Genomic DNA, 26554 nt, shown 5'->3' on the forward strand with positions numbered 1-26554 from the left:
ATCTTGTTAAGGCGGCCCGCCCCAGGGGACAATCGGGGTGCGCCGGGGATTCCTGAAGGGGAAACGAATATGGGAAAGCCAATTTGGCGCAAACTCGCAATCACGCTCGCCATCATTCCAGCATTGGGGCTGGCGGCTTGCTCGTCCACTGGCGGGCGTGCACCGGAACCGGAAAGCAATGCCGGTGGCGGTGCGGTGGCGGCTACTGACCGCATCAAAATCGCGGTCATCACCCACGCGGCTCCAGGAGATACCTTCTGGGACATTCTTAGAAAGGGCGCTGAAGAAGCTTCGGCCAAGGACAACGTAGAACTCCAGTATCTGAGTGATCCTGATGGCGGACGCCAGTCCCAGCTGATCGAGCAGGCTATTGACCAGGGCGTCGACGGCATCGCCGTGACCCTGGCCAAGCCCGACGCCATGGCTGGAGCGCTAGGCAAGGCTGCCGATGCCGGGATCCCCATTGTCAGCTTGAATGCCGGTGAAGCCCGATTCAAGGATCTCGGAGCATTTGCCCACTTCGGTTCCAATGAGCAGCTTGCAGGCCAGGCCGCTGGCGAAAAGCTGAAGGAGGCGGGAATCAAGAAGCCGATATGCGTCATCCAGGAACAGGGGCACGTTGGGCTTGAAGCACGTTGCGCCGGCGTGAAGAAAATCGTCCCAGACACCGAAATACTCTACGTGCAGGGCACTGACATGACCCAGGTTGAATCAACGGCAACCGCAAAGCTCCAAGCCGATAAGCAAGCCGACGCGATCATCGGCCTGGGCGCACCCATCACGATGACACTGCTCAAGGCTAAAGCCACGGCGAAGTCCGAGGTCGAGGTAGCTTCCTTCGACATGAACTCGCAGTTGGTTGAAGAAATCACCAAGGGCAATGTGATGTTCACCGTTGACCAGCAGCCTTGGTTGCAGGGCTACATGGCAGTTGATGCGCTGTGGCAGAACAACCGTGGCGGCTTCACCATCGGCGGTGGACAGGCGACGTTGTCCGGCCCGGCTGTTGTAGACAAAGCCGTCGCTGAGCAAATTACCAGTTTCGCCCAAGAAGGCGTCCGCTAGCCACATCCCCTCGGCGCGCGCCTGATCTGCCGGTAGCGGCGATCCGGCGCGCAGCCTGGACACGGAGGAAATCCCATGTCATCTATAACAGCTTCACCCTCTCAAAAGAGAAAATCTCCGGCTCTGGACGAGCGCGTCGGCAAGAAAAGCGCATTGTCTATCCTTCTGGGCCGTCCGGAGATCGGTGCTCTCGTGGGCGCCATCGCCCTCTTCGTATTCTTCGCCGTCGTCGCTCCGGTCTTCCTGGCCCCCGCATCCTTGGCCACCGTCCTCTATGGGGCTTCGACCATCGGCATCATGGCCGTTGGCGTGTCACTGCTGATGATCGGTGGCGAGTTTGATCTATCCACCGGTGTGGCCGTCATTTCTTCGGCGCTCAGTGCATCGATGATCTCCTGGTACTTCGGTTTCAACGTCTGGGTCGGCATTGCCTTGGCCTTGGTCGTCTCGCTGCTGATCGGTTTCATCAACGGAATCATCCTGATCAAGACCAATCTGCCATCGTTCATCGTGACGCTGGCCAGTTTCTTGATGCTCACCGGCCTGAATCTGGGCCTGACGCGAGCCATTGGCGGCTCGGTGTCCTCTCCATCTATTGCGGATATTGAAGGATTCCAGAGCGCAAAGGCGGTCTTTGCCTCTTCAGTCAATATCGCCGGGATCGACGTCAAGATCACCGTGTTCATCTGGATCGCCATGGTGATCATCGCTTCCTGGATCTTGCTCCGAACCAAGATCGGGAACTGGATCTTCGCCGTAGGCGGGGATGAGAAGGCCGCTCGCGCCGTCGGCGTTCCAGTGGTCCGCACCAAGATCGGACTCTTCATGGCCGTTGGATTCTGCGGCTGGGTGCTGGGCATGCACAACCTCTTCGCCTTTGACTCGGTGCAGTCCGGCGAAGGCATCGGCAATGAATTCCTCTACATCATTGCCGCGGTCATCGGCGGCTGCCTGCTCACCGGCGGTTACGGTTCAGCCATTGGCGGCGCTATCGGGGCGTTCATTTTCGGCATGGCGAACAAGGGCATCGTGTACGCGGAATGGAATCCGGACTGGTTCAAGTTCTTCCTTGGCCTGATGCTGCTCTTGGCTACGGTGGTCAACATCGTGGTGAAAAAGCGTGCGGAATCCAGCAAGTAGGAAGCCAAGGACAAAAATCATGAAGACTCGCAAGAATAAGAAGACCGAAGACCTGCTCGAGAAGCTCGAGCCCAAGATCAGCGACAACCTGCTGACCCTCAAGGGAGTTGGCAAGCACTACGGAAGCATCATCGCCCTGCGCGGTGTCGACATGGTGGTGGATCCGGGCAAGGTCACCTGCGTTCTCGGGGATAACGGCGCCGGCAAGTCCACGCTGATCAAGATCATCGCCGGCTTGCACCAGCACGATGAAGGAGAGTTCAGTTTGCATGGCTCGGCCATCAAGCTCAAGAGTCCCCGCGTCGCACTGGATGCCGGCATCGCCGCGGTGTACCAGGACCTGGCGGTCGTTCCTTTGATGCCGATCTGGCGCAACTTCTTCCTCGGCTCGGAACTGACCACCGGGGTTGGGCCGTTCAAGAAGCTTGATGTGCAGAAAATGAAGGACATCACCAAGCAGGAGCTCTCCGACATGGGCATTGATCTGCGTGACGTCGAGCAGCCGATCGGCCAGCTGTCCGGCGGTGAACGCCAGTGCGTAGCCATCGCTCGCGCGGTATATTTCGGAGCCAAGGTCCTGATCCTCGATGAGCCCACCGCCGCCTTGGGCGTCAAGCAGTCCGGCGTGGTGCTGCGCTACATCCTCCAGGCGCGCGACCGCGGGTTGGGTGTCATCTTCATTACGCACAACCCGCATCACGCGTATCCGGTAGGGGACTCGTTCCTGTTGCTGAAACGCGGCCGCTCCATCGGGTACTACTCGAAGTCGGAAATCACCGTCGAAGAGCTGACCGCCCAGATGGCCGGTGGCGCTGAACTCGCTGAACTGGCTCATGAGCTTGAACAGCTTGGTGGACATGATGAAGAGCTGGCAGAGGCAGAGGCGGGCGCGAACTCTCAAGCAACAGCCTGACCCAACCGCAGCTAAAGCCTGGGCTTCTTCGCGATGGTGAAGAAGCCCAGGCCTTAGCTGTCCCAGTGCTTAGAGCGAGTAGTCAATCATTTCACTATGGCCAGTAGCGATGGAACGCACCGCGGCCTGGGCGATGGCCTGGGATTTGAGCCCCTCACGCAACGTGACAGGTACTTCCCGGTCTTCGTCCAGTGCCTGAACGAAGGCTCCCAAGCTGGCGGCATAGGTTGGCTGGACCCTGTCGAACCAGTTGCCGTGCAGCCCGTGGGATTGCGCGTGCTGCCCCTGGAACAGGCTGACGTGCCCCGAGGGTTGCCGTTCAGATGCGGCCATGGCTTCAGACCCCAGCGCTTCGATGCGTTCGTCATAGCCGTAATTCGTATGGCGCACACAATCTATTTGGGCCATCGCTCCACTAGGGAACTGCAGCGAACTGATCGAAGTGTCCACATCGCCAAATTCCGCAATCTCCGGGGCGGACAGGGCCGAGCCGAAGGCGTGCACCTGCAGGGGATCCTGGCCTGATATCCAGCGTGCCAAATCATAGAAGTGCACGGCCTGATCGCGGAACTGGCCGCCAGAATTTTTCAGGTAATCCAGTGGTGGCAATGCTGGGCCACGCGAAGTCAACTGGAGCAAAGCCAGATCGCCGATTCGCCCGGAGTGCACGAGCTCCTTGAGCTCTGCGTGAGCGCGATCGAAGCGCCGGTTGAAATTGACCATGGCCTTGATTCCTGAACGTTCAACGTAGGCTACCGTCGCCTTTGCCGTTTCCAAGTCGAGGTCGATTGGCTTTTCGACGAGAGCCGCCAGGCGCGCATCGGCTGCAAGGCGGAGGTTCTGGGCGTGGGAATCCGTTGATGACGCGATGAACACTGCGTCCAGGCCGTCATTGCCGAAAATCTGGTCGAGCGTTGCTGCTGCCTTGGCGCCATGTCGCGAGGCCAGAGCAGCAGCTCGCTGAGGGTCAATGTCGTAGACCAGTTTAAAGTCGATCTCCGGGTGTGCGGCCAAGTTGTGTGCATGCACCGAGCCGATGAAGCCGGCGCCGATCAGGGCGAATCTTTGCATTGAAGGCACCTCGTGAAGTTGGTTGAAGTCAGGAGATCATGATGTCCAGAAGATTGCGCATGGTGCTGGCAACCTTGTGGAAGTCGTGCTCATTGGCGCGGTCAGAGAACATCTCGGAAACCCAGCAGCCGTCATAGCCGGTGGACTTGATCGCGTCCACCCACTGCTGCAATGGGATGGCGCCACCGCCGATGACGACATTGCGGTGCACGTCCTGGGCCGGAACCTCATGGCGCCGATCCAGATCCAACCCGTCGGAAATATGGGCCGCCTTGATCAGTTCCTTGGGCAACGCGGCCACTTCTTCCAAGGTGTCCCCGACGGTCCAGAAATGCCAGGTGTCCAAGGCGATGCCAACGTTCTCGCGGCCGCAGCGCTCAATAATTTCCAGGGCTTGCCGACACCGATTGATATTGGACCAAGCCAGCGGTTCCAAGTAGATCTCCAGCCCGTGCTCTGCGGCGATCCCGGCGGCAGCAGATACATTATCGGCGGCAATGGCCATGGCTTCCGGTTCCGAGAGGCCGAGTGTCCCGCGGTAGCGATCATCAGATGCTGCGAGTTTTCCGGACTTGAAATCCTTGACCACATTCCAGTCCACTGGCCCGGTGCACATTTGCAGGATCGGTGCGCCGACCACTGTGGCGATTTCGGCCATCCGCCTGACTTCCCGGAGCATGTCATCCCGTGCGGTGCCTTGGCGTTCAAGGTCAAGGACTGCGCCGATTCCTGTCACTTCAAGGCCCGTGAGCATTTCTGGAAGCGTGTGCACAGAAAAGCCGGCATCAAGATAGCGATAGAGTTTCGGGCTTTGCAGCTCGATGCCGCCGAATCCGGCCGACCGTGCCGTTGCAATGTCGGTGGCAACATTCCCGTAGAAACTTGTTGTGACATTCATGGACAGTTTTGCCATTGGTCCTCCTTGGCGTGTGGAATGCATGCGTGGAAACGAAATGTACAGTTGTCAGTACAAATGTGCTTCCAAGATCATATGCCCATTGCTCCCCGGAAAGTAATACGCTCGGGCAAATTCTCCATGAGTTTTTTCCGAGCCGCCGCTAGGCTGGTCTGCGAGTGCAGGATACGTCTGTTCATCACCGGTTTTTCAATGGTTCAAGGCGAAAGTGCGTTATATACCTTCAAGGGAATGCAGTAATCCGGCTCGCTGATTGACTGGATATTCGCCCGCGACAGTGGCTGTTTCGAAGGTGTTTGCAATAATGACCGTTGTGAACATTGCTCAGCCCGGTGAAGGGCGCCCAGGAAACCGGCCCCCGTCGATGGCGGATGTGGCGGCCTTGGCTGGGGTGTCTCATCAGACGGTTTCCCGCGTGCTCAACGACCATCCAAACGTCAGGGCGGGAACCCGCGACCAGGTGCTGGATGCCATCCGGCAGCTGGGTTATCGCCGCAACCGAGCCGCGCGGGCACTGGCCACATCGCACTCGAGCACTATCGGCATTCTGACCATCGGCAGCGAATTCTTCGGACCGCAATCCACCGTGCTGGCCATCGAGGCCGCTGCCCGTGCGCAGGGATATTTCGTGACCGTTACCGCACTGGATCGCTATGACGCGCACAGCGCGAGCGAAGCCCTCAGCCACCTGGTGGACCAGGGCGTTGATGGCGTGGTGATGGTTGCGCCCTTCGAAAAGGTGATCGATGCCCTGGATGATGCTGCCCTGACGATTCCAGTGGTGGTCGTGGCCGCTCGCACGGAGGTTCCCGACGCGGATCCGGCGCATTACGTGTACATCGACCAGCGTGAAGGCGCGCGCTTGGCCACTGGTCATCTTCTGGCCCTGGGGCACCGCAAGATCGTCCACGTGTCCGGGCCGACCGGCTGGTTCGACGCCACCGAACGGCAGATCGGCTGGCGGGAAAAAATGCTGGAAGCCAAGGCCCCGATTGTTGAGGTGCCAGCTGAATCCTGGCAGGCCCAGAGCGGCTATGAGGCAGGCCAGCGTCTGGTTGACCCGATACGCGCCGGCGAAGTTACGGCAGTATTCGCAGCGAATGATTACCTTGCCACCGGTGTTCTGCGTGCTTTCTGGGAAGCCGGGCTGGAAGTGCCCAATGACGTTTCGGTTATCGGTTTCGACGACCTGCAAATCTCCAATTTCCTGATCCCTTCGCTGACCACGGTTCGCCAGCCTTTCCGCGATGTCGGCCATGCTGCGCTGATGGAATTGCTGGAAGGCGCCACGGCTGACAGGGTCCCGAAAGTGATTGCGCCAACGCTGGTAATCCGGGCGAGTACCGCACCGCCCAACGCCCGCTAGCCAAGCGCTTCATTCCCCGAGTCCGGGATCCGGTATTGCGGATCACAAATTGTTAGCGCTAACATTGGATCGAGGTTTTGTTCTGCCAGCGCATTTTTCGCGAGTGGAGCAGGAAACGATGGCTATGGCGCTGCTCACCGAGCTGTGCGAACGGAGATTTCATGGCAACACAGCTCAACGGGCCAACCGCCCGCGAGATCATCAGCACCGGCGAAGCCGTGCTGGGCATCGAGTTCGGTTCAACGAATATCAAAGCCAGCCTGATCGGCCCCGGCCACCAGCAGCTTGCCAGCGGCAGCCACGCCTGGGAGAACCAGTACGAAAACAGGAATTGGACCTACTCCCGCGAAGCCATCGTCGCCGGCCTGCAGGACTCTATGGCCCAGGTGCTGGCAGATGCCCAAGAGCGCCACGGAGTACGCCCAACGCAGCTAGGAGCCGTTGGAATCTCCGCGATGATGCATGGCTACCTCGCCTTCGACGCCGACCGGGAACTGCTGGTTCCCTTCCGCACCTGGCGCAACACCTCCACGGCAAAAGCGGCGGCGATGCTCAGCGAGGAACTGGACTTCAATATCCCGCAGCGCTGGTCCGTAGCGCACTACTTCCAAGCGCTGCTCAACGGCGAAGAGCACGTGTCGAAAGTTTCCCGCCTGAACACGCTGGCCGGATTCGTGCATGAGCTTCTCACCGGAAATTTTGTGCTTGGCGTGGGCGATGCCGCGGGAATGTTCCCCATCGATTCAGCCACCGGCAGCTACGATGCACGGATGCTTTCCGCCTTTGACGCGGTGGCTGCCCGGCATGGCGCGACCGCAGGGGTTTCCTCAATGCTGCCCGCGGCACTGCCCGCCGGTGCAGATGCTGGCACGCTTAGCGAAGCCGGGGCCTTGCTCCTGGACCCCACCGGCCAGCTCCAGCCTGGCAGCCCGCTGTGCCCACCGGAAGGAGACGCCGGAACCGGCATGGTGGCCACCAATTCGGTAGCCCAGCGCACCGGCAACATCTCCGCCGGAACCTCCATTTTCGCGATGGTGGTCCTCGACGCGCCGCTCAAGGAAGTGCACCACGAAATCGACGTGGTCACCACGCCCGATGGGCATCCGGTAGCCATGGTCCACTGCAATAACGGCGCCAGCGAATTTGCCGCCTGGGCCCAGGTCTTCGGGCAGTTCGCCCGGGCGCTGGGCAGCGACGCCGACGACAACGCGGTCTTCGAAACCCTGCTGCGTTCGGCCCTTCAGGGTGCTGCCGATGGTGCGGGGCTCCTGGCCTACAACAATCTTTCCGGCGAACCGGTAGCGGGTCTTGCCGAAGGCCGTCCGGCCATCCTGCGCACCCCGGACTCCACGCTGAACCTGCCCAACTTCGTGCGTGTTCAGGTGTACGCCATGTTCGCCACGCTGAGCCTCGGACTGCGCGTGCTGGCCGCCGAAGGCGTCGAGGTCAAGCAGATGTTTGCCCATGGCGGCATCTTCCGCACCGCCGGGGTGGCCCAACGGCTGCTGGCCGCTGCGATCAACACTCCCGTCCTTGTCGGGGACAGCGCCGGACACGGAGGTGCATGGGGCATCGCCGTCCTGGCAGCGTACCGGCGCCGAGTCCTCGATGGCCTGCAGCAGTCCCTGCCTGAATTCCTGGATTCCGAAGTCTTCGCCGGTGCCGCTTTGAGCCTCGCGGAGCCGCAGGCCGATGACCGTGCCGGCTTCGAGGCCTACCTGGAAACCTATGAAGCCGGCCTGGCCATTCAGCGCACCGCCATTACCGCCATCTAGGCATCGCACACAGTTTCGGACGAAAAGAGAAACCGATGAATCAACCACGAATCCTGGCGGATTACCCGCAGTCAATGCAGGACGAGGTGGCCACGGTCCGCCAGATTGTTGCCGACCTGCACGCCGAATTGCCGCGCTATGAGCTGGTGGTCTGGACTGCCGGCAACGTGTCGCAGCGCGTGCGCCACCCGGAAATCGCCGACGGCTCCGCGGACCTGTTCGTGATCAAGCCATCGGGCGTCGCCTACGACGAGCTGACCGCGCAGTACATGGTGGTCTGCACCTTGGACGGCAAGCTGCTCGATGGCACCCGCGCCCCGTCCTCGGACACCGCGGCCCATGCCTACACCTACGAGCACATGCCGCAGGTGGGCGGCGTGGTGCATACCCACTCCACCTACGCCACCGCATGGGCGGCGCGCGGCGAGGAAATTCCCTGCGTGCTGACCATGATGGCCGACGAATTCGGCGGCCCGATCCCGGTAGGCCCCTTCGCCATCATTGGCGATGATTCGATTGGCCGCGGCATCGTGTCCACGCTGAGCGAGTCCCGCAGCCCGGCCGTGCTGATGCGCAACCACGGTCCTTTCACGATCGGAAAGGACGCCAAGGCCGCAGTCAAAGCCGCAGTGATGTGCGAGGAAGTGGCGCGAACCGTGCACATCTCGCGCCAGCTAGGCAACCCGGTCGCGATCGACCAGAAGCATATCGACTCGCTCTACGAGCGCTACCAGAACGTCTACGGACAGTAAGGACATCATGGCCAAGGCATATAACACCCAAGAAATCTGGTTCTTCACCGGCAGCCAGGACCTGTACGGCGAAGAGACGCTGCGCCAGGTGGCGCAGCAGTCCACCGAGGTCGCGCAGGCGCTGGATGCGTCCGCCGACGTTCCGGCAAGGATCGTGTGGAAGCCGGTCCTGAAGGACTCCGAATCCATCCGCCGCGCAATGCTGGAAGCAAACTCGGATGACAAAGTGCTGGGCGTCATCACCTGGATGCACACCTTCAGCCCGGCCAAGATGTGGATCAACGGCCTGAAGGCCCTGCAGAAGCCGCTGCTGCACCTTCACACCCAGGCCAATGTCGAACTGCCCTGGGATTCGATCGACTTCGACTTCATGAACCTGAACCAGGCCGCCCACGGCGACCGCGAGTACGCCTACCTGGCCACCCGCCTGGGCGCGGCCCGCACCACCGTGGTCGGCCATGTCTCCAACCCTGCCGTATCCCGCCGCGTGGGCACCTGGATCCGCGGCGCTGCCGGCTTCAACGCCGTGCAAAACCTGAACCTGGTCCGCTTCGGCGACAACATGCGCAACGTCGCGGTGACCGAGGGGGACAAGACCGAGGCGGAGATCCGCTTCGGCGTCTCGGTGAACACCTGGGCCGTCAACGACCTGGTCGAAGCGGTCCAGGCCGTGGCCGAGGCCGACATCGATGCGCTGGTCGCCGAGTACGAGCGCGAATACGAAGTCGTGCCCGAACTGCGCGCCGGCGGTGCCCGCCACGAGTCGCTGCGCTATGCCGCATCCCAGGAAATTGCGCTGGAAGCCTTCCTGGGCAAGGCCGGCGCCATGGCGTTCACGACCAACTTCGAGGACCTGGGCGGGCTCAAGCAGCTGCCGGGCCTGGCTGTGCAGCGCCTGATGGGCAAGGGCTACGGCTTCGGCGCCGAAGGCGACTGGAAGACCGCGGTACTGGTGCGTGCCGCCAAGGTCATGGGCGAGGGCCTGCCGGGCGGCGCCTCGCTGATGGAGGACTACACCTACGACCTGACTCCCGGCAAGGAGCTGATCCTCGGCGCCCACATGCTCGAGGTCTGCCCGTCGCTGACCACCTCCAAGCCGCGGGTTGAAATCCACCCGCTGGGCATCGGCGGCCGCGAGGATCCGGTGCGCATGGTCTTCAACGCGGACGTTGCCGAAGGTGCGGTGGTCGTGTCCATGGCCGATATGCGCGAGCGCTTCCGCCTGACTGCCAATGTGGTGGATGTGGTCACTCCGCCGGCGGACCTGCCGAACCTGCCGGTGGCGCGCGCGGTGTGGAGCCCGCGGCCGGACTTCAATATTTCCGCCGAGTCCTGGCTGGCTGCCGGCGGTGCGCACCACACGGTGATGTCCACGGCCGCGGGGATCGAGGCTTTCGAGATCTTCGCCGAAATCGCAGGCACCGAGCTGCTGGTTATCGATGAGGAAACCACCCGCCGGAACTTCGCGCAGCAGATTCGCGTGAACCAGAGCTACTACCGCTTGGCGCAGGGTTTCTAGCGGTTCGAAGGACACCTGCCCAGGTAATGCGCGCCCCGTGGCGGGGCGTGCATTACCAATGAGTAAGGAATCTTAATTTATTTACATAGAGGGTGGCTGAAATCACTGTGTTAGCGCTAACATAGTGTGAGTCCAGTCTCACTCGCAGATATGGCAACCTTTCAAGGAGGAAAAGATGGCATGGAATAATTGGACCCGCAAGGCCGTGGCGACCATGGGATCGCTGGCACTGGTCGGCGCATTGGCAGCGTGCAGCGGCGGTGGCGCTGGCGCTGGCGGCGGAGCAGGAGCCGGCGAAGGCGAGTCGACTGCACCTGAGGACATCCAGGTGGGCGTGGCAATGCCAACCGAGACTTCCGAGCGCTGGATTGCCGACGGCGAAGCCGTCAAGTCCCAGCTGGAAGCCGCTGGCTTCGAAGTCGACCTGCAGTTCGCGAATGACGACATCCCCACCCAGCAGCAGCAGATCGACCAGATGATCACCAAGGGCAGCGACATCCTGGTAGTCGCCTCCATCGACGGCACCGCGCTGTCCACCCAGCTGCAGGCCGCAGCGGACCAGGACATCCCGATCATCTCCTACGACCGCTTGATCAACGGCACCGAGAACGTCGACTTCTACGTCACCTTCGACAACTACAACGTCGGCGTCCAGCAGGCAACCTCGCTGCTGACCGGCATGGGCCTGGCCGATGAGGAAGGCAAGCGCACCAGCAAGGAGGGCAAGTTCAACGTCGAGCTCTTCGCCGGTTCGATCGACGACAACAACGCGCACTTCTTCTGGAAGGGCGCCATGGATACCCTCAAGCCCTACCTGGATGACGGCACCCTGACGGTCAAGTCCGGGCAGACCAAGATCGAGCAGGCAGCTACCCTGCGCTGGAGCCAGGAAGAAGCCCAGTCGCGCATGGAAGACCTGATCACCGCCCACTACCAGGGCGGCAAGACCAAGATCGACGGCATCCTCTCGCCATTCGACGGCATCTCCCGCGGCATCATCACCGCACTGTCCAACGCCGGCTACGGCAAGACCATCGAGGCCGGCCTGCCGATCATCTCGGGCCAGGATGCAGAAATCGCTTCGGTGAAGCTGATCGACGATGGCGTGCAGTACGCAACCATCTTCAAGGACACCCGCAAGCTGGCTACCCAGGCTGTCGAGGCAGTGAAGTCCTACGCAGGCGGCGGCGAGCCGGAAGCCAATGACACCGAAACCTACGACAACGGCAAGAAGGTTGTTCCTTCCTACCTGCTGGATTCGGACATCGTCGTCAAGGACAACATCACCTCCCTGCTGGTCGACTCCGAGTACTACACGGCCGAGGAAGTCAAGGCCGGCCAGACCAAGTAGTCTCCCAGGCCGCAATCCGGTGGGCGGGAGGGCAAGCCGCCCTCCCGCCCACCGGATGCACCGCTCACAGCACACACCAAGGACGTCTGCACTATGGACACCACGATCCTGCACATGCAGGACATCACCAAGACTTTTCCCGGAGTCAAGGCGCTGGACGGCGTCAACCTTTCGGTTAGCAAGGGCGAAATCCACGCTATCTGCGGAGAGAACGGCGCCGGAAAATCCACCCTCATGAAGGTGCTCTCCGGGGTCTACCCGCACGGCAGCTATGAGGGCCAGATCATTTTCGAAGGCGAAGAGCTCAAGGCCTCGAACATCAAGGACTCCGAAGCCCAGGGCATCGTGATCATCCACCAGGAGCTGGCGCTGGTGCCGTACCTGTCGGTGGCCGAGAACATCTTCCTCGGCAACGAAACCGCGCGCGGCGGCTTCATCGACTGGAACGAGACCAACCACCGCGCCGCGGACCTGCTGGCCCGCGTGGGCCTGGACGAACTGCCGGTCACCCCGGTTGGCCAGCTGGGCGTGGGCAAGCAGCAGCTGGTGGAAATCGCCAAGGCGCTGAGCAAGAACGTCAAGCTGCTGATCCTTGACGAACCGACCGCCGCGCTGAATGACGACGACTCCGAGCACCTGCTGAACCTGCTGCGCGGACTGCGTGAACAGGGCATCACCTCGATCATCATTTCGCACAAGCTCGGCGAGATCGAGGACATTGCCAACACCACCACGATCATCCGCGATGGCCAGTCCATCGAGGCGCTGGACATGGCCGATCCCGAGTCCAACCAGAACCGCATCATCCGCGGCATGGTGGGCCGCGAACTGTCCTCCCGCTACCCGGAACGCGTACCGCAGATCGGCGACGTGGTCTTCGAGGTCCAGGACTGGTCGGTCCAGCACCCGGTCCAGCAGGACCGCACCGTGGTGGAAGGCGCCAACCTGGAGGTCCGCGCCGGCGAAATCGTCGGCATTGCAGGACTGATGGGCGCCGGGCGCACCGAATTGGCGATGAGCATCTTCGGCCACAGCTATGGCCGGAACATCACCGGCACGGTCAAGATGGACGGCAAGCCGGTGGACACCTCCACCGTGGGCAAGGCCATCAAGGCCGGCATCGCCTACGTTTCCGAGGACCGCAAGAAGTTCGGGCTGAACCTGATCGAGGACATCCGCGTGAACACCACCGCGGCCGGCCTGGACAAGATCTCCTCCAAGGGCTTCGTGGACGGCAACAAGGAGATCCAGATTGCCGAGCACTACCGCAAGTCCATGCGCATCAAGACCCCGAACGTGATGGCGAAGGTCGGGAACCTCTCGGGCGGCAACCAGCAGAAGGTCGTGCTGGGCAAATGGCTGCACACCGCACCTGAGCTGCTGATCCTCGACGAGCCTACCCGCGGCATCGACGTCGGCGCCAAATACGAGATCTACACCATCATCAACGAGCTGGCGGCTGCCGGCAAGGCCGTGCTGGTGATCTCCTCCGAACTGCCAGAGCTCTTGGGCATCTGCGACCGCATCTACACCCTGGCCTACGGCCGAATGACCGGCCAGCTGCCCAGCAGCGAAGCCACCCAGGAACGCCTCATGGAACTCATGACCATCGAGAAGGAAAGCACCCGATGACCATCACAAGCGAGCTGAAGGATATCTTCACCAAGAACCTGCGCACCTCGGGCATTTACATTGCCTTCGTGCTCATCGTGGTGCTGTTCACCATCCTGACCAACGGGCTGCTGCTCAGCCCGATCAACATCACCAACATCATCTTGCAGTACTCCTACGTGCTGATCCTCGCCCTGGGCATGATCCTGGTGATCGTCGCCGGGCACATCGACCTGTCGGTCGGCTCCCTCGTGGCGCTGACCGGTGCGGTCTCCGCGGTCATTGTCATCAAGGGGGATCTGCCCTGGTGGGTCGGCATGCTCGCCGGCATCGCCGTGGGCGCCCTGTGCGGCCTGTGGCAGGGCTTCTGGGTGGCGTACGTGGGCATTCCCGCGTTCATCGTGACCCTGGCCGGCATGCTGCTCTTCCGCGGCCTGACCTACGAAGTGCTGAGCAACGTGTCGCTCTCGCCGTTCCCCGGCGAATACGGCCAGATCGCCGGCGGCTTCCTCAACGGGCTGCTGGGCGGCAACGGATTCGACCTGTTCACCGTGATCATCGGCGTGATCGCCGTGGCCGGACTGTTCGTTTCGCAGTGGCGCAACCGCGCTGGACGCGCCAAGTACGGCCAGAGCGTTGAATCCATGGCCATGTTCCTGGCCAAGAACATCATCTCGGGCATCATCATCCTCTGGTTCTTCTGGCAGATCGCCACCAGCCGCGGCATGCCGATCGTGCTGATCATCCTGGCTGCCCTGATCCTGGGCTACCACGTGCTGACCACCAAGACCGTTTTCGGCCGCCACGTCTACGCCATCGGCGGCAACCTGTCCGCCGCGAAGCTTTCGGGCGTGAACGTGAAGAAGATCAACATGTGGATCTTCATCAACATGGGCCTGCTTTCGGGCGTGGCCGGAGTGGTCTTCTCCTCGCGTTCCAACGGCGCCCAGCCGGGTGCCGGCAACATGTTCGAGCTGGACGCCATCGCGGCCTGCTTCATCGGCGGCGCTTCGACCACCGGCGGCGTGGGCCGGGTGACCGGCGCGATCGTCGGCGGCCTGGTGATGGCGGTGCTCTCCAACGGCATGCAGCTGATGGGCGTGGGCGCCTCCACCCAGCAGATCGTCAAGGGCGTTGTGCTGCTTCTGGCAGTCGCCTTCGACATCTACAACAAGCGCCGCGCGGGCGCTGGCAACTAGCCTGCCACTGGTGCCATGGGCCCTCCCGCACGCGATTGCGGGAGGGCCCATGCGTGCCCGACGTTTTCGATGGCCCAGCAAGAAGGATGAAGACATGGACCGCCTCGCACTGCCCCTGAAGGACACCGCCAATGGAACGGTGCTGACGCTGCAAGCCCATGGCTTCACCGCGCAAGTGGCCACGGTGGGCGCCACCCTGGTTTCCCTCCAGTACGGCTCCCGCCCGCTGGTGCGCGCTTTCGACCCGCACGGGCCGCGCCCGGTTTTCGCGGGCGCCATCCTGGCCCCGTGGCCCAACCGGGTGATCGACGGGGCCTACAGCTGGGAAGGCCAAGAGCTGCAGCTGCCGATCACCGAGCCGGAGCGCGGCCATGCCCTGCACGGCCTGGTGATCGATACCGGCTTCGAGATCATCGAGCACCGTGCCGACTTCGCCCAGCTGCGCACCGTCATCGCCCCGAGCGCCGGCTATCCGTACGAGGTGCAGCTGGTGATCGGCTACCGGCTGGAGGCCGGCGGGCTGCGCACCGTCGCTGCCGCCACCAACCTCGGGACGGGCACCGCGCCCTTCGGCTGGGGTTCGCACGCCTACCTGGTCGCCCCGGGCAAGAAGGCGGATGAATGGACCTTCACCCTGCCAGCTGGCAAGGTGCAGCTGACCGAAGGCCCGCGCCTGCTGCCGCGCGACACGGTTCAGGCCGCCGGCACCGAGCTGGATTTCCGCACCCCGAAGCCCATCGGGGATCTCTTCATCGACCATGCCTACACTGGCCTGGCTGCCCGCGCGGACGGTTCTTTCCGCGCGGAGATCACCGACGCCGGGGGCGTCGGATCGCACATCACCTGGGACGAAGCCTGCCCGTGGGTCCAGATACACACCGCCGACCGCGATGATCCGGCCCTGGACCGCACCGGCCTGGCCATCGAGCCGATGACCTGCCCGCCGGGCGGCTACAACTCCGGCCAGGACGTCATCGCCCTGGCACCGGGCGCCAGCCACGAAGCCAGCTGGCTGATCGGCCCGGTCCAGCCGCGCTAGCATCCCAGGCGCCACCCACCTTTGGAACCACCACGAGTCAACTGGAGAGATTGCAATGCCGCAGGGCTCCGCAGCACATGAACCGACCCACCGGGTCCATCACCTGGCCGATGGCCGCGAGGCGATCTTCTTCGCCGACGCCAATGCCGCCGTGCCCGAACCGGTGGCCGACACCCGGCCGCTGGAGCCGCGCGGGGAGCCTGGCGAACTGCGCTACGACCGGCTGACCGGGGACTGGGTGGCCGTAGCGGCCCACCGCCAGTCGCGCACCTACCTCCCGCCCAAGGAAGAATGCCCGCTGTGCCCCAGCGTCCACGGGCGGCAGAGCGAAATCCCTGCCGAGGACTTCAACGTGGTGGTTTTCGAGAACCGCTTCCCGTCCCTGGGCCCGGCAATGGGCCGGATTCCAGCGGCCGCACCGGTGCAGCAGCCGGCCCCGGCCTACGGGCGCTGCGAGGTCGTGGTGTTCACCCCCGAGCACACCGGTTCCTTCGCATCGCTGGATGATACCCGGGCGCGCACCGTCATCGAGGCCTGGGCGCAGCGCACCGCCGCCCTGTCCGCCATGGAGGACATTGCGCAGGTGTTCGTGTTCGAGAACCGCGGCCAGGATATCGGCGTGACCCTGCACCACCCGCATGGGCAGATCTACGCCTACCCGTACCTGGCGCCAACCGCCGCCAAGATGGCCGGCCAGGGCATCGCGCACCTGGAGAAGACCGGGCGCACCCTGATGGGCGACATCCTGGACTTCGAGCGCAAGGAGGGCACGCGCATGGTCGCCGAGGGCGAGCACTTCTCCGTGTTCGTGCCCTACGCGGCCCGCTGGCCGCTGGAAGCGCACCTGGTGCCGCACCGCCACGTGCCGGACTTCGCCGCGCTCAATGCGGACGAAAAAGCCGAGCTGGCCGTGATGTACCGGGACCTGCTGCGCGGATTCGACGCGCTGTACCCGACGCCCACCCCGTACATCGCCGCCTGGCACCAGGCTCCGCTGGAGCCCGTGGCCCGCAAGGCCTCACGGCTGCACCTGCAGCTGACCAGCCCGCGCCGGGCCGCTGACAAATTGAAGTTCCTGGCCGGATCGGAAGCTGCCATGGGCGCTTTCATCAACGACGTCCCGGCCGAGCAGACTGCTGCACGGCTGCGCGAGGTCATGCCATGAGCCGCAGCGGAACGAAGGAAACCGCGGCGCGCGTCAACGCCCTGCGCGAGAAGTTCACCAAGGCCTACGGCCACCACCCGGAAGGCATCTGGCGGGCCCCGGGACGGGTGAACCTGATCGGCGAGCACACCGACTACAACATGGGCTATGTGCTGCCCTTCGCCATCGACAAGAACGCGCTGGTGGCCGTGCGCCGCAAGTCGCAGCTGGAGCCGGGCAGCCAGGTGCTGGATTTCGCCTCCACCTACGGGGCGGGCGACGAACCGCCGGTCACCTCCATTACCCTCGATGAGCTGGTGCCCCGCGCGGTGCCCGGCTGGGCCGCCTACCCGGCCGCCGTGCTGTGGGCGCTGAGCCAGCTCGATGGCGTGCACATTGGCGGGCTGGAGCTGATGGTGGACTCCGATGTCCCGGTGGGCTCGGGCTTGTCCTCTTCGCATGCCCTGGAAGTGGCGACCATCGTGGCGCTGGACGATCTCTACGGCCTGGGCCTGTCCAAGGTGCAGATGGCCCAGCTGACCCAGCGTGCCGAGAACGAATTCGTGGGTGCTCCGACCGGGATCATGGACCAGAGCGCCTCGCTGATGTCCCATGCCCAGCATGCGCTGTTCCTGGATTGCCGATCCATGGAATCCCAATCCGTGCCGCTGCCGCTGGCGCAGCATGACGCGGTGGTCCTGGTCATGGACACCCGCGTAGAGCATTCGCACGTGGATGGCGGCTACGCCGCCCGTCGCACCAGCTGCGAGCAGGCCGCCGCGGTGCTGGAGGTAGCATCGCTGCGCGAGGTGCACAGCATCGAAGAGCTGGAGGCCATTGGGGACCCGGTAGCCAAGCGCCGCGCCAAGCACATCGTGACCGAGAACCGCCGCGTCCTGGATACTGTCCTCGCGCTGCGCGAAGGCGACCTGCCCGCGGTGGGCAAGCTGCTTTGCCAGTCGCACGAATCCATGCGCGACGACTACGAGATTTCCAGCGAGGAACTGGACGCCGCCGTGGAAGCGGCCATGGCGGCCGGGGCGATCGGAGCCCGGATGACCGGTGGCGGTTTTGGCGGCAGCGCCATTGCCTTGGTCAAGCGCGAGCAGATCGAACCGGTCAGCCAGGCCGTCCGCGAAGCCTTTGACCAGGCCGGCTATGTCGAGCCGGCCATTTTCACCGTAATTGCAGACGAAGGAGCAGGCCGGGCATGAGTTGGCTAGTGACCGGCGGAGCCGGATATATCGGATCCCACGTGGTGCGTTCGCTGTCCGCGGCAGGCCTTGAGCCGGTCGTCGTGGACTCGATGTCCAGCGGGGTGCACGGCTTCGTTCCCGAACAGGTGCCGTTCTACCAGCTGAACATCCTGCAGACCGAAAAGCTCGTGGAAATCATGAAGCGCCACGAGGTCACCGGGGTCATCCACTTGGCCGGCTACAAGTATGCCGGCGAATCGGTGAAGCACCCGCTGCTGGCCTTCGAGCAGAATGTCACCGGCACCGCGCACCTGCTCGAAGCCATGGCGTCCTCCCGCGTGCATAACATGGTCTTCTCCTCCTCGGCAGCCGTCTACGGCACCCCGGACGAAGATGTGGTGACCGAATCCACCGGCACCTTCCCCGAATCCCCGTACGGACAGAGCAAGCTCGTGGGGGAATGGCTGATCCGGGACCAGGCGGTGGCTACCGGGCTGAAGCACACCTCGCTGCGCTACTTCAACGTGGTCGGCTCGGGCAGCGAAGAACTCTACGATGCCAGCCCGCACAACCTGTTCCCGCTGGTGTTCCAGGCGCTGAATGCCGGAAAGACGCCGAAGATCTTCGGCACCGACTACGACACCGAGGACGGCACCTGCGTGCGCGACTACGTGCACGTCGCCGACCTGGCGCTGGCGCACGTGGAGGCGGCCAGGAAACTGGAAGCCGGCGAGGTATTGGAGCCGGTCTACAATTTGGGCTCCGGCGATGGCGTCTCGGTGCGCCAGATCATGGATGCGGTAGCGAAGGCCACCGGCATCGGTTTCACCGCGGTGGAAGAAGCGCGCCGCCCGGGCGACCCGGCGCGCATTGTCGCCGACGGGAAGCTGGCCGCCCGCGACCTTGATTGGCAGATGCGCCATAGCCTGCAGCAGATGGTCCACAGCGCCTGGAAGGCTTCGGCCCAGCGCGGCTGATTGCGCCAAGCTGAAGCGCAGCGGCCTGGGAAACTAGCTGGTGCGCAGCGTGGCCGCGATCCGATCCATGGTCTGCGCAATCGCCAGCGATTCAGCCAGCGGCATGACCGGGGATTCGGCCAGGCCCAGGGCAATGCACTGGGCCACGTGGGCCGCTTCCCAGCCCAAACCGGCAGTAGGCGAGGTTTCCGTGAACTCGCGGCTGTCGGCGATCTTGCCGTCGGCACTGCGCAGCACCAGCCCGGAACCGCAGCAAATCGGGCGCTGGAGTTCCAAGGTGCCCTGCGTGCCGGCAATCCATGCGCCCTGCGGCGAATCGGTTTCGATGCTGCTGAAGACCATTGCCGTGGAACCGTCTTCATTGGAAAGGACCGCGGTGAAGGTAGCGTCAACCCCGGTTTTGGCCATGCGTCCCGAAGCGTGCAGGAGCTGCTTGGCAGGGGAGACCATGGCGCTGAAGGCAATAGGGTAGACGCCGACATCCAGCAGGGCCCCGCCGCCGAGCGCCGGGTCGTAGATGCGCGAGTCGTAGTCGACCTCGAACTTGGCGCCGAAATCAGCCTGGACGGTGATGATCTGCCCCAGGATTCCGGACTTGACGACCTGTGAAACCACATTGCCGATGGGCAGGAATCGTGACCACATGGCTTCCATGGCGAAAACTCCGGCAGCTTTGGCCGCCTCGATGATCCGGGAAGTTTGCCCGGCGTCCAGGCTCATTGGCTTCTCCACCAGGACATGCTTGCCCGCGGCGATCGCCTCGAGCGCAAGTTCCGCGTGGCCGCTGTGCGGGACGGCGATGTAGACGACGTCCACCCCAGGGTCCCCGAGCACCTCGGCATAGGAGCCGAAGGCCCGGGTTCCGGCGTCTCCGTAGGTGCGTGCGAACTGCTCGGAGCGGGCCAAGGTGCGCGAGCCGACTGCTGCGAGCCGGCTGGCGGTCAAGTCGTTCAGCGATGCGGCAAACTGCGAGGCGATCCACCCCGGCCCGAGGATGCCCCAATTCAGCGCAGGAGCCGAGGAGGGATGGGGCAGCGTGGATTCGGGTAAGGCTAGTGGCACTGAAGGCTCCGATGGCAGGCAATATTCATGGTGGATCCTAATCAGACTAGTGGAAGGCGCAAGGCGGGGGAAGAGCAGTATTCCAACGACTATTCACCGATCAGCAGCATCTGGGGTTAGCGGTATGCGGCCCCAGGGCATCCTCGGTTAATCAGTGTGCATCCTCGTGACCGCCAAGGGCAGCGTCCGGGCCACGGTTGGCAGGCCGGCAGGCGGGCCGCGAGTAGTGCTGGCGATTCATCTGGCGACCGCAACACCGCTACGCTTCTGCCTCGCTTTCGCTGAATTCGCGACTAGATCCAGCGGAATATCCCTGCTATCGCGCAGCGGGCGGGCGGTAGCCTCGCGGGCTTCTCGCACTTAGCGGTGGGCCATGGCATCGAAAAGCGCACGGGCGGAAACTCGGATTGGGCGAGCGCATCCCCTCAAGGGTCCTGCTGGAAGCGCGCAGTAATATCCGGGATCCCATCCTCGCCGCCGGCGCCAGCGATGGGCTGGCTGGTAAGCCTCAATTGCTGAGCCAACCGCCTGGCTACAGGTCGACCGCGTTGGCCAGCACCGGCAGCTGCTTGCGAGCGGCCTGGACCTGACTGAGATCCAGATCGACTACCAGTAGCTCGGGTTCTGCACCGGCCCGGGCAATAATGCGTCCTAGCGGATCAACCACCACCGAATGCCCGACGCCCAAAGGCGCGGTACCGGTGATCTTGCGTCCAATGCTTTCAGGATCAGCCTGGTCCACTGCCACCACGAACGTCGTCGCGTCCAAGGCGCGGGCCTGCGCAAGGGTGGTCCACTGCTCGGCCTTGCCCTCGCCCTGGCCCCACGAAGCGCTGACGATATTGACCGCTGCACCAGCCTTCGCATGGCGGGTGAACAAGCGCGGGAACCGCAAGTCGTAGCAGGTGGCCAAACCGATCGTCGTTCCCTCATGCTCGAACTGCACCGGAGAAGTTCCGGGCGTCACCGAATCCGACTCGGCATAGCCGAAGGCATCGTAGAGGTGGATCTTGTCATAGTGGGTATCTACGCCTTCACCGGCGACCAGCAAGGTGTTGCGTACCCGGCCGCCTTCACCGGGGGTGAACATGCCCACGGCAATGGTGATGCCTATATCCCGCGCCTGCTGACGGATCAGTGTAGCCCAGGGCCCATCCAGGGGTTGCGCGTACTTGGCGAGATCGTGGCCGAAGGAAACCTGCATGGCCTCGGGGAAGACCACCAGCGAGGCGCCTGCTTCCTTTGCCCGGCGCGCATGATCGCGCACTGTTACCAGATTGCGCTGCGGATCAGCGGTGCTCAGAACCTGCGCCAAAGCGATTCTCATGGGATAGTCCTTTCCTGCTGCCAGCTGCTGGCTATGCGCTACCTTCACGACTCTACGCAGTAGCGATCAGCGAAGCTACATCCGGGCCATCTGCACCTCTTCACGGCCCTTGGACACCGACATCACGTCCTTTTGGCGCTCACCGTCCACCTGGGCAGCCAAGGCATCCAGCTGCGACATTGATTCCAGGGATAAGCGGACATCCAGCGCCCCCAGATTATCCTCGAAGTGCGCGCTGAAGCGGGTCCCCGGAATCGGGGAGACGGCCACATTGAATGCGCGTGCTTTTTCATAAACCCACGCCAGTGACACCTGGGCGGTTGAAACACCTTCGCGCTGGGCCACCTCCGCGATGACTTGCCGCAATGGATGGTTGTGCTGCATGCGGGCCGCTTCGAAGCGCGGGAAGTTATGGCGGATGTCGTTGGCTTCAAGCTGCTGCAGGGAATCAACTTCTCCGGTGAAGTACCCGCGACCCAGCGACGCGTAGGTCACCAGGCCCACGCCGAGTTCACTGGCGGCTGGCAAGAGCCATCTTTCGATGTCCCGGCTGAAAATCGAGTACTCCATCTGGATCGCGGAAATTGGATGCACCTTGTGGGCTCGGCGCAGCTCCTCGGAAGTCACTTCGGACAAGCCGATGTGCCGGGCCTTCCCTGCTTCGACTAGCTCCTTGTAGGCTCCGACAGTCTCCTCGATTGGCACCCGGGAATCCACCCGGTGGTAGTAGTACAGGTCAACGTGGTCTACGCCCAGCCGCTGCAGGCTCGCATCCATGCATTTCTTGATGAAGTCCGGGTCGCCATTAGCGCGTGGGTCTCCCGGATTCTTCGGACGCACGATGCCCGCCTTGGTTGCCAGGGTGACTTCGCCGCGACGGGTTTTGAGCACCTGCGAGAGCAGGGTTTCGTTGTGCCCTTCGCCGTAGATGTTGGCGGTATCCAGGAACGTGACGCCGCGATCAAGAACATGGTTCAAGGTGCGCAGGGATTCGGCATCGTCGGCCGATCCGTAGGGCCCGCTCAGGGACATGCAACCAAAACCCTGCGAGGTGGCTTCCAACCCCTGGCCGAGGTCGATGCTGTTTGCGATCTGCTGTGCCATGGTGGTCCTTCGAGTAGTCAGTTTCTCTCTTCTTGAGCCTAGCGAAGCAGGATTCAGCGGTCATCATGTTCCGTGATTTATTGAGTTCCGTGAACTGCGGCCGAAACGACACACCGTAGCTAAAGTGGCAATGACCAGCATAAAGAGACTGTGTCTCACTTCTGCCCTTGAATCTCAGAGTAAAATTCTTGCCATGGGAAGCGTGGTTCGCGATCGAGTGCGCGAAAAGATGAAAGTCGAGTTGGCGGAACAGGTTTATGCCGTGTTCGCCGAACGCGGCATGGAGAACGTCACCGCCCAGCAGGCAGCCCAGGCAATCGGAATATCCCGTGCCACGTTCTTCCGGTACTTCTCGTCAAAAGAGGACGCGGTAGTTACTGCGTTGCGTTCCATGACCGCGCACTTCTCCGACATGGCCAGCTCCATGTCTTCGCATCCGGGCGAGAGCTTGTTGGAGCTTTTGCGCCGCAGCTTTGAATCGGCAGTAGTATTCGCTGAGCAGGATCCGGTGGCGATGCAGGGCCGCATTGAGCTGGTCAGGAGCACCCCTGCGCTCCGGGCCAGCTGGCAGGAATCCCGGCGAGAGCAGCAGGTAGCGCTGGCCCAGGCGCTGTCGCCGTTCTGCGCGAACCAGCGGCTGGCTGAAACCGCCGCGTTGCTGGGTCTGGCCCTTTACGACCATGCACTGACCCGTTGGGTTGGGACGGCGGGCAGTACACTTCGCGAGATCCTCGATGAAGCCTTCGACTTCGCGGCCATGATCGATGACAAATGGGCGGAGAAGCGCTAGCAACCGCTACAGGCTACGGCAAGCGAAGCACCTTGATCGCCTCGGCCAAGTACGGTTCCGGGCTGGGGTCAGCAGATTGCGCCCAGCTGATCCATGCTGCAAAAGTCACCGTGCCGAAGGCCAGCGCCAGATAGGGCGCCGTCTGCGCGCTGACCCCGCCTTCCGAGAAATGCCGCAGCACCCGCTCGTTGTCCTTGCCCATCCGCATCGAGGCCTGGGCCAGGAGCTCGGGCTGGTCAGCGATAAGCCTCAGGCGTCCTCGCGTGACCTCCGGATCCGGCAGCGAATCGAAAGCTGCCACCGCAGCAGCGTGCATGGCACCCACCAGGTCGTGGCCCTCCTGCTTCGCCGAGGCGAAGGCGCCGTCTGAAATGGCCGAAGCTTCCAGCAGGCCGCCCCACACCAAATCCGCCTTGGAAGCGAAATAGCGGTAGAGGCTCTTGCGTCCGATTCCCGCTTCTTCGGCAATTTGCGCCATCGAGACTTCGCCATAGCCATGCTTGGCGAAGAGCGCCAGGGCGGTGCGGGCCACGGAGTCGGGATCAATGGACTGCGGGCGCCCAGGCAGGTGCGTGGCAACGGAATCTCGGGTGTCAGGCATATCCCAATTATGGCCCATTGAGTTAAGACACAGTGTGTCATAACATGAAACTACCAATTCATCGGCAACCAGAAGGAACGGTTATGGGCATGGAAAACGCATGGCAGGAAAAGGTCACCGCAGAACGTTTTGCCGGCAAGACAGTGGTGGTCACTGGCGCCGGTTCGGGCATCGGCAAGGCCACCGCGCTGCGCGTGGCCAAGGAAGGCGGCAAGGTGATCGCCGCGGACATCAGCCGCGAACGGCTCGATGAGCTTGTTGCCGAGAACCCGGATCTGGACGTTGCCGTTGTGGCCGGCGACATCACCGACCAAGCGGTAGTGGACCAGGTAGTGGCAGCTGGCGAGGGGCGGATCGATGCGCTGGCCAACGTCGCCGGCATTATGGACAAGTTCGAGCCGATCCACGAGATCGAGGACTCGACCTGGGAACGGGTCATGAATGTGAACGTCAATTCCGTTCTGAAGCTGACCCGTTCGGTGGTCCCGCTGATGCTCGAGGCCGGCCAGGGCAACGTGGTCAATGTGGCTTCGGAAGCTGGCCTGCGCGGCTCGGCCGCCGGCGTCGCATACACGGCCTCGAAGCACGCGGTCATCGGCATGACCAAGAACTCGGCTGTCATGTACGGCAAGAAGGGGCTGCGTTTCAACGCAGTGGCTCCGGGTGCGGTGCAGACCAATATCGAGGCTCCAATGGCCTCCGAATTTGCCCAGCAGGTAATCCCTCCGCTGATGGGCATCATTCCGGGCATGGCTACCGCAAGCCAGCTCGCCGCCTCGATCACCTTCCTGCTCAGCGAGGACAGCACCAACATCAACGGCGTGGTCCTGGCTTCAGATACCGGCTGGAGCGCCATCTAGCAAGGCCTGCCTGGAGACGAGTTTCCCTGCCAGCAGGTGGAACGGCCATCGGCCGGGGTGCACTGGAAAGCTCCAGTGCACCCCGGCCGATTAGCTCTCAAGGTCCCCGCAGTTTTCCGTGCGGCAACCGCCTGACTCAGCTGCGCGCTTCTGCGCGTTCCTCATCGGGGTAGCTTTTTTGCGTGGCCGCAGCTGCTTCGGCTTCGGTTGCCGGGCTCATATCGAACTTGAGCAGGGCCTCCGGGGTGGGGCCACCGCCGAACTTCGGTGAAGGCTGGCCGCCGTTGGCTACGCGTTCGGCCTCCATGGCTTCCCATTCCTCATCGCGTCCGAGCATGCGGGCCGAGTCCTCATTGGTGATTTCCCCGGCGAAGGCGCGCTTCATTGCCTCGCGGTCGAACTGCCCTTCCCATTTGGCGACCACGAAGGTGGCCACGCAGTTGCCCAGCAGGTTCACGGCAACGCGCATCGAATCCATGATGCGGTCCGCGCCCAGCAACAGGGCCACGCCGGCCACCGGGAAGATGCCCAGGGCGGCTGCCGTCGCCGATAGGGCCAAGAACGAGGATCCAGGGACGCCGGCCATGCCCTTGGAAGTCAGCAGCAGGATGCCCAGGGCGGCAAGCTGCTGGCCAAAGCTGAGATTGTGGCCGAACGCCTGGGCCAGGAACAGCAGCGAGATGGACAAGTAGATGGCCGCACCGTCGAGGTTGAAGGAATATCCGGTCGGGACCACCAAGCCGGTGGTGGCGCGGGAGCATCCGGCGTTGGTCAGCTTGGTCATGATGCGAGGCATCACCGACTCGGTTGATGCGGTGCCCAGGGCCAGCAGGAATTCCTCGCGGGTGTACTTGATGAATTGCCACAGCGGAACCCGGGCAAATCCCCAGGCGATCAGGAAGAGGATGCCGATGAACAGCAGGGCCGCGGCGTAGCAGGCGAGAATTAATTTCGCATAGGTGCCCAGTGTCTCGATGCCGTATTGGCCGATGATGAAGCCCATGGCGCCGAAGGCACCCAGGGGTGCGACCCGCATGACCCAGCTCATGACCTTGAAGATCAGCTCCAGGACGTTCTCGAACACCGCGAGCAGTGGTGCGCAGCGTTCCTGGCCGACCACCACGATGGCTGCGCCGAAGAAGACCGAGAAGAACAACACCTGCAGCAAGTTATTATCCGCGAAGGCGCCGATGACGCTGACCGGGATGATTCCCAGGATGAAGTCGGCGGCCCCCTTGGCCTCTCCGGATTTCTCTTCGATGGCCCCGGCGTCGAGGGATGACGGGTCGATGTTCAACCCGGCGCCTGGCTGGAAGAGGTTGGCAATGATCAGGCCGAAGACCAGGGCGAAGAGTGTGGCGCAGGTGAAGTAGACCAATGCCTTGACGCCAACGCGTCCCACTGCCTTGACATCGCCCACCGCCGCAATGCCGGTGACAATCACCAGGAAGATCAGCGGGGCGATGATCATCTTGATCAGCATGATGAATCCGTCGCCCAGCGGGCGCAACTCGGATCCGACCTTCGGCAGGAAGTGGCCGATCAAGACGCCGGCGACGATTGCGACGCCAAGCTGGAAGAACAGGGAAGTGTAGAAAGGTTTCTTGGGGGTTGGCTCAGCGACCCGGAAGTCGTCTGCGGATTTGATTTTCATGGCTGCTCCTGAGGATGGACTCGCTCCGAGGTATGTGCCCGTGGCTTGGATGGTGTCAACTGTAAGGCACGTCACAATATTCCGCAATGAAAAAAGATAATTTCGTTATGCGGAATGGATTC

At 62.9% G+C, this 26554-nt stretch carries 23 protein-coding genes; 16 read left to right on the forward strand and 7 right to left on the reverse strand.

The features are described from left to right. The first annotated feature begins 69 nt into the window (after positions 1-69). From EDF61_RS08900 to EDF61_RS08910, 3 genes are all read left to right on the forward strand, one after another. The gene (locus tag EDF61_RS08900) at positions 70-1065 is read left to right on the forward strand and encodes a substrate-binding domain-containing protein (protein WP_133833853.1); all 996 of its coding nucleotides are present in this window, start codon (positions 70-72) and stop codon (positions 1063-1065) included. A gap of 75 nt (positions 1066-1140) precedes the next feature. Then, positions 1141-2205 (forward strand): ABC transporter permease, encoded by a 1065-nt coding sequence (locus EDF61_RS08905; RefSeq protein WP_133833854.1) that lies wholly within the window; start codon positions 1141-1143, stop codon positions 2203-2205. A 19-nt stretch (positions 2206-2224) separates the two neighbouring features. Continuing rightward, positions 2225-3118, forward strand: coding sequence for an ATP-binding cassette domain-containing protein (locus EDF61_RS08910; protein ID WP_105656532.1), 894 nt, complete (start codon positions 2225-2227; stop codon positions 3116-3118). Positions 3119-3187: 69 nt separating this feature from the next. Here EDF61_RS08910 and EDF61_RS08915 read toward each other — a convergent pair whose 3' ends face one another. Next, positions 3188-4189, reverse strand: coding sequence for a Gfo/Idh/MocA family protein (locus EDF61_RS08915; protein WP_105656531.1), 1002 nt, complete (start codon positions 4187-4189; stop codon positions 3188-3190). A gap of 28 nt (positions 4190-4217) precedes the next feature. Then, entirely contained in the window at positions 4218-5102 is an 885-nt protein-coding gene (locus tag EDF61_RS08920) for a sugar phosphate isomerase/epimerase family protein (protein ID WP_133833855.1), read from the reverse strand. A gap of 307 nt (positions 5103-5409) precedes the next feature. Between EDF61_RS08920 and EDF61_RS08925 the strand changes: the two genes are divergently transcribed. From EDF61_RS08925 to galE, 11 genes are all read left to right on the forward strand, one after another. Continuing rightward, entirely contained in the window at positions 5410-6471 is a 1062-nt protein-coding gene (locus EDF61_RS08925) for a LacI family DNA-binding transcriptional regulator (RefSeq protein WP_105656529.1), read from the forward strand. 161 nt (positions 6472-6632) lie between these two features. Then, a complete protein-coding gene (locus tag EDF61_RS08930) occupies positions 6633-8246 on the forward strand; it encodes a xylulokinase (protein WP_133833856.1) in 1614 nt (537 codons plus the stop codon). A 35-nt stretch (positions 8247-8281) separates the two neighbouring features. Then, positions 8282-8998 (forward strand): L-ribulose-5-phosphate 4-epimerase, encoded by a 717-nt coding sequence (locus tag EDF61_RS08935; protein ID WP_133833857.1) that lies wholly within the window; start codon positions 8282-8284, stop codon positions 8996-8998. Positions 8999-9005: 7 nt separating this feature from the next. Then, on the forward strand, positions 9006-10517 hold the full coding sequence (gene araA / locus EDF61_RS08940) for an L-arabinose isomerase (RefSeq protein ID WP_133833858.1): 1512 nt from the start codon (positions 9006-9008) through the stop codon (positions 10515-10517). Between the two features lie 175 nt (positions 10518-10692). Beyond that, positions 10693-11868 carry a multiple monosaccharide ABC transporter substrate-binding protein gene (chvE, locus tag EDF61_RS08945; protein WP_133833859.1) on the forward strand — a complete coding sequence of 392 codons (1176 nt, stop codon included), beginning with the start codon at positions 10693-10695 and terminating at the stop codon, positions 11866-11868. Between the two features lie 93 nt (positions 11869-11961). After that, positions 11962-13500 (forward strand): multiple monosaccharide ABC transporter ATP-binding protein, encoded by a 1539-nt coding sequence (gene mmsA, locus EDF61_RS08950; protein WP_105656524.1) that lies wholly within the window; start codon positions 11962-11964, stop codon positions 13498-13500. Next, positions 13497-14678 carry a multiple monosaccharide ABC transporter permease gene (gene mmsB, locus EDF61_RS08955; RefSeq protein ID WP_105656523.1) on the forward strand — a complete coding sequence of 394 codons (1182 nt, stop codon included), beginning with the start codon at positions 13497-13499 and terminating at the stop codon, positions 14676-14678. The genes mmsA and mmsB overlap by 4 nt, the downstream gene beginning before the upstream one ends. 94 nt (positions 14679-14772) lie before the next feature. Then, a complete protein-coding gene (locus tag EDF61_RS08960) occupies positions 14773-15717 on the forward strand; it encodes an aldose 1-epimerase family protein (protein WP_133833860.1) in 945 nt (314 codons plus the stop codon). A gap of 55 nt (positions 15718-15772) precedes the next feature. Then, positions 15773-16882 (forward strand): galactose-1-phosphate uridylyltransferase, encoded by a 1110-nt coding sequence (gene galT, locus EDF61_RS08965; protein ID WP_133833861.1) that lies wholly within the window; start codon positions 15773-15775, stop codon positions 16880-16882. Continuing rightward, entirely contained in the window at positions 16879-18075 is a 1197-nt protein-coding gene (gene galK / locus EDF61_RS08970; protein ID WP_133833862.1) for a galactokinase, read from the forward strand. Before galT ends, galK begins: the two co-directional genes overlap by 4 nt. Further along, complete coding sequence (gene galE / locus EDF61_RS08975; protein ID WP_105656519.1) at positions 18072-19034, forward strand: UDP-glucose 4-epimerase GalE; 963 nt, start codon at positions 18072-18074, stop codon at positions 19032-19034. The genes galK and galE overlap by 4 nt, the downstream gene beginning before the upstream one ends. 33 nt (positions 19035-19067) lie before the next feature. Here galE and EDF61_RS08980 read toward each other — a convergent pair whose 3' ends face one another. The 3 genes from EDF61_RS08980 to EDF61_RS08990 all read right to left on the reverse strand — a co-directional run bounded on the left by EDF61_RS08980 (position 19068) and on the right by EDF61_RS08990 (position 22527). Then, positions 19068-20096 carry a Gfo/Idh/MocA family protein gene (locus EDF61_RS08980; protein ID WP_166650754.1) on the reverse strand — a complete coding sequence of 343 codons (1029 nt, stop codon included), beginning with the start codon at positions 20094-20096 and terminating at the stop codon, positions 19068-19070. Between the two features lie 532 nt (positions 20097-20628). Continuing rightward, positions 20629-21423 carry a carbon-nitrogen hydrolase family protein gene (locus EDF61_RS08985; protein WP_105656517.1) on the reverse strand — a complete coding sequence of 265 codons (795 nt, stop codon included), beginning with the start codon at positions 21421-21423 and terminating at the stop codon, positions 20629-20631. A gap of 75 nt (positions 21424-21498) precedes the next feature. After that, positions 21499-22527 (reverse strand): aldo/keto reductase, encoded by a 1029-nt coding sequence (locus EDF61_RS08990; protein WP_105656516.1) that lies wholly within the window; start codon positions 22525-22527, stop codon positions 21499-21501. Positions 22528-22720: 193 nt separating this feature from the next. Between EDF61_RS08990 and EDF61_RS08995 the strand changes: the two genes are divergently transcribed. Beyond that, a complete protein-coding gene (locus EDF61_RS08995; RefSeq protein ID WP_166650755.1) occupies positions 22721-23317 on the forward strand; it encodes a TetR family transcriptional regulator in 597 nt (198 codons plus the stop codon). A 13-nt stretch (positions 23318-23330) separates the two neighbouring features. Here the strand turns inward: EDF61_RS08995 and EDF61_RS09000 are convergent, their stop codons facing one another. Continuing rightward, on the reverse strand, positions 23331-23918 hold the full coding sequence (locus EDF61_RS09000; protein ID WP_105656514.1) for a TetR family transcriptional regulator: 588 nt from the start codon (positions 23916-23918) through the stop codon (positions 23331-23333). Positions 23919-24007: 89 nt separating this feature from the next. Between EDF61_RS09000 and EDF61_RS09005 the strand changes: the two genes are divergently transcribed. Beyond that, the gene (locus EDF61_RS09005; RefSeq protein WP_353615983.1) at positions 24008-24778 is read left to right on the forward strand and encodes an SDR family NAD(P)-dependent oxidoreductase; all 771 of its coding nucleotides are present in this window, start codon (positions 24008-24010) and stop codon (positions 24776-24778) included. 136 nt (positions 24779-24914) lie between these two features. Here the strand turns inward: EDF61_RS09005 and EDF61_RS09010 are convergent, their stop codons facing one another. Further along, positions 24915-26432 (reverse strand): cation:dicarboxylate symporter family transporter, encoded by a 1518-nt coding sequence (locus EDF61_RS09010; RefSeq protein ID WP_105656512.1) that lies wholly within the window; start codon positions 26430-26432, stop codon positions 24915-24917. Positions 26433-26554 lie beyond the last annotated feature (122 nt).

This window comes from Arthrobacter sp. JUb115, assembly GCF_004365035.1.
GTDB lineage: Bacteria > Actinomycetota > Actinomycetes > Actinomycetales > Micrococcaceae > Glutamicibacter.

Coding starts and splice junctions, on each gene's coding strand:
- EDF61_RS08925 (WP_105656529.1), top strand. CDS start 5,410: ATGACCGTTGTGAACATTGCTCAGCCCGGTGAAGGGCGCCCAGGAAAC.
- EDF61_RS08920 (WP_133833855.1), bottom strand. CDS start 5,102: ATGGCAAAACTGTCCATGAATGTCACAACAAGTTTCTACGGGAATGTT.
- galK (WP_133833862.1), top strand. CDS start 16,879: ATGAGCCGCAGCGGAACGAAGGAAACCGCGGCGCGCGTCAACGCCCTG.
- EDF61_RS08900 (WP_133833853.1), top strand. CDS start 70: ATGGGAAAGCCAATTTGGCGCAAACTCGCAATCACGCTCGCCATCATT.
- mmsA (WP_105656524.1), top strand. CDS start 11,962: ATGGACACCACGATCCTGCACATGCAGGACATCACCAAGACTTTTCCC.
- EDF61_RS09000 (WP_105656514.1), bottom strand. CDS start 23,918: ATGCCTGACACCCGAGATTCCGTTGCCACGCACCTGCCTGGGCGCCCG.
- EDF61_RS08905 (WP_133833854.1), top strand. CDS start 1,141: ATGTCATCTATAACAGCTTCACCCTCTCAAAAGAGAAAATCTCCGGCT.
- galT (WP_133833861.1), top strand. CDS start 15,773: ATGCCGCAGGGCTCCGCAGCACATGAACCGACCCACCGGGTCCATCAC.
- chvE (WP_133833859.1), top strand. CDS start 10,693: ATGGCATGGAATAATTGGACCCGCAAGGCCGTGGCGACCATGGGATCG.
- EDF61_RS09005 (WP_353615983.1), top strand. CDS start 24,008: ATGGAAAACGCATGGCAGGAAAAGGTCACCGCAGAACGTTTTGCCGGC.
- EDF61_RS08930 (WP_133833856.1), top strand. CDS start 6,633: ATGGCAACACAGCTCAACGGGCCAACCGCCCGCGAGATCATCAGCACC.
- EDF61_RS08910 (WP_105656532.1), top strand. CDS start 2,225: ATGAAGACTCGCAAGAATAAGAAGACCGAAGACCTGCTCGAGAAGCTC.
- mmsB (WP_105656523.1), top strand. CDS start 13,497: ATGACCATCACAAGCGAGCTGAAGGATATCTTCACCAAGAACCTGCGC.
- EDF61_RS08935 (WP_133833857.1), top strand. CDS start 8,282: ATGAATCAACCACGAATCCTGGCGGATTACCCGCAGTCAATGCAGGAC.
- EDF61_RS08915 (WP_105656531.1), bottom strand. CDS start 4,189: ATGCAAAGATTCGCCCTGATCGGCGCCGGCTTCATCGGCTCGGTGCAT.
- EDF61_RS08995 (WP_166650755.1), top strand. CDS start 22,721: ATGGGAAGCGTGGTTCGCGATCGAGTGCGCGAAAAGATGAAAGTCGAG.
- EDF61_RS08985 (WP_105656517.1), bottom strand. CDS start 21,423: ATGAGAATCGCTTTGGCGCAGGTTCTGAGCACCGCTGATCCGCAGCGC.
- EDF61_RS09010 (WP_105656512.1), bottom strand. CDS start 26,432: ATGAAAATCAAATCCGCAGACGACTTCCGGGTCGCTGAGCCAACCCCC.
- EDF61_RS08960 (WP_133833860.1), top strand. CDS start 14,773: ATGGACCGCCTCGCACTGCCCCTGAAGGACACCGCCAATGGAACGGTG.
- araA (WP_133833858.1), top strand. CDS start 9,006: ATGGCCAAGGCATATAACACCCAAGAAATCTGGTTCTTCACCGGCAGC.
- EDF61_RS08990 (WP_105656516.1), bottom strand. CDS start 22,527: ATGGCACAGCAGATCGCAAACAGCATCGACCTCGGCCAGGGGTTGGAA.
- galE (WP_105656519.1), top strand. CDS start 18,072: ATGAGTTGGCTAGTGACCGGCGGAGCCGGATATATCGGATCCCACGTG.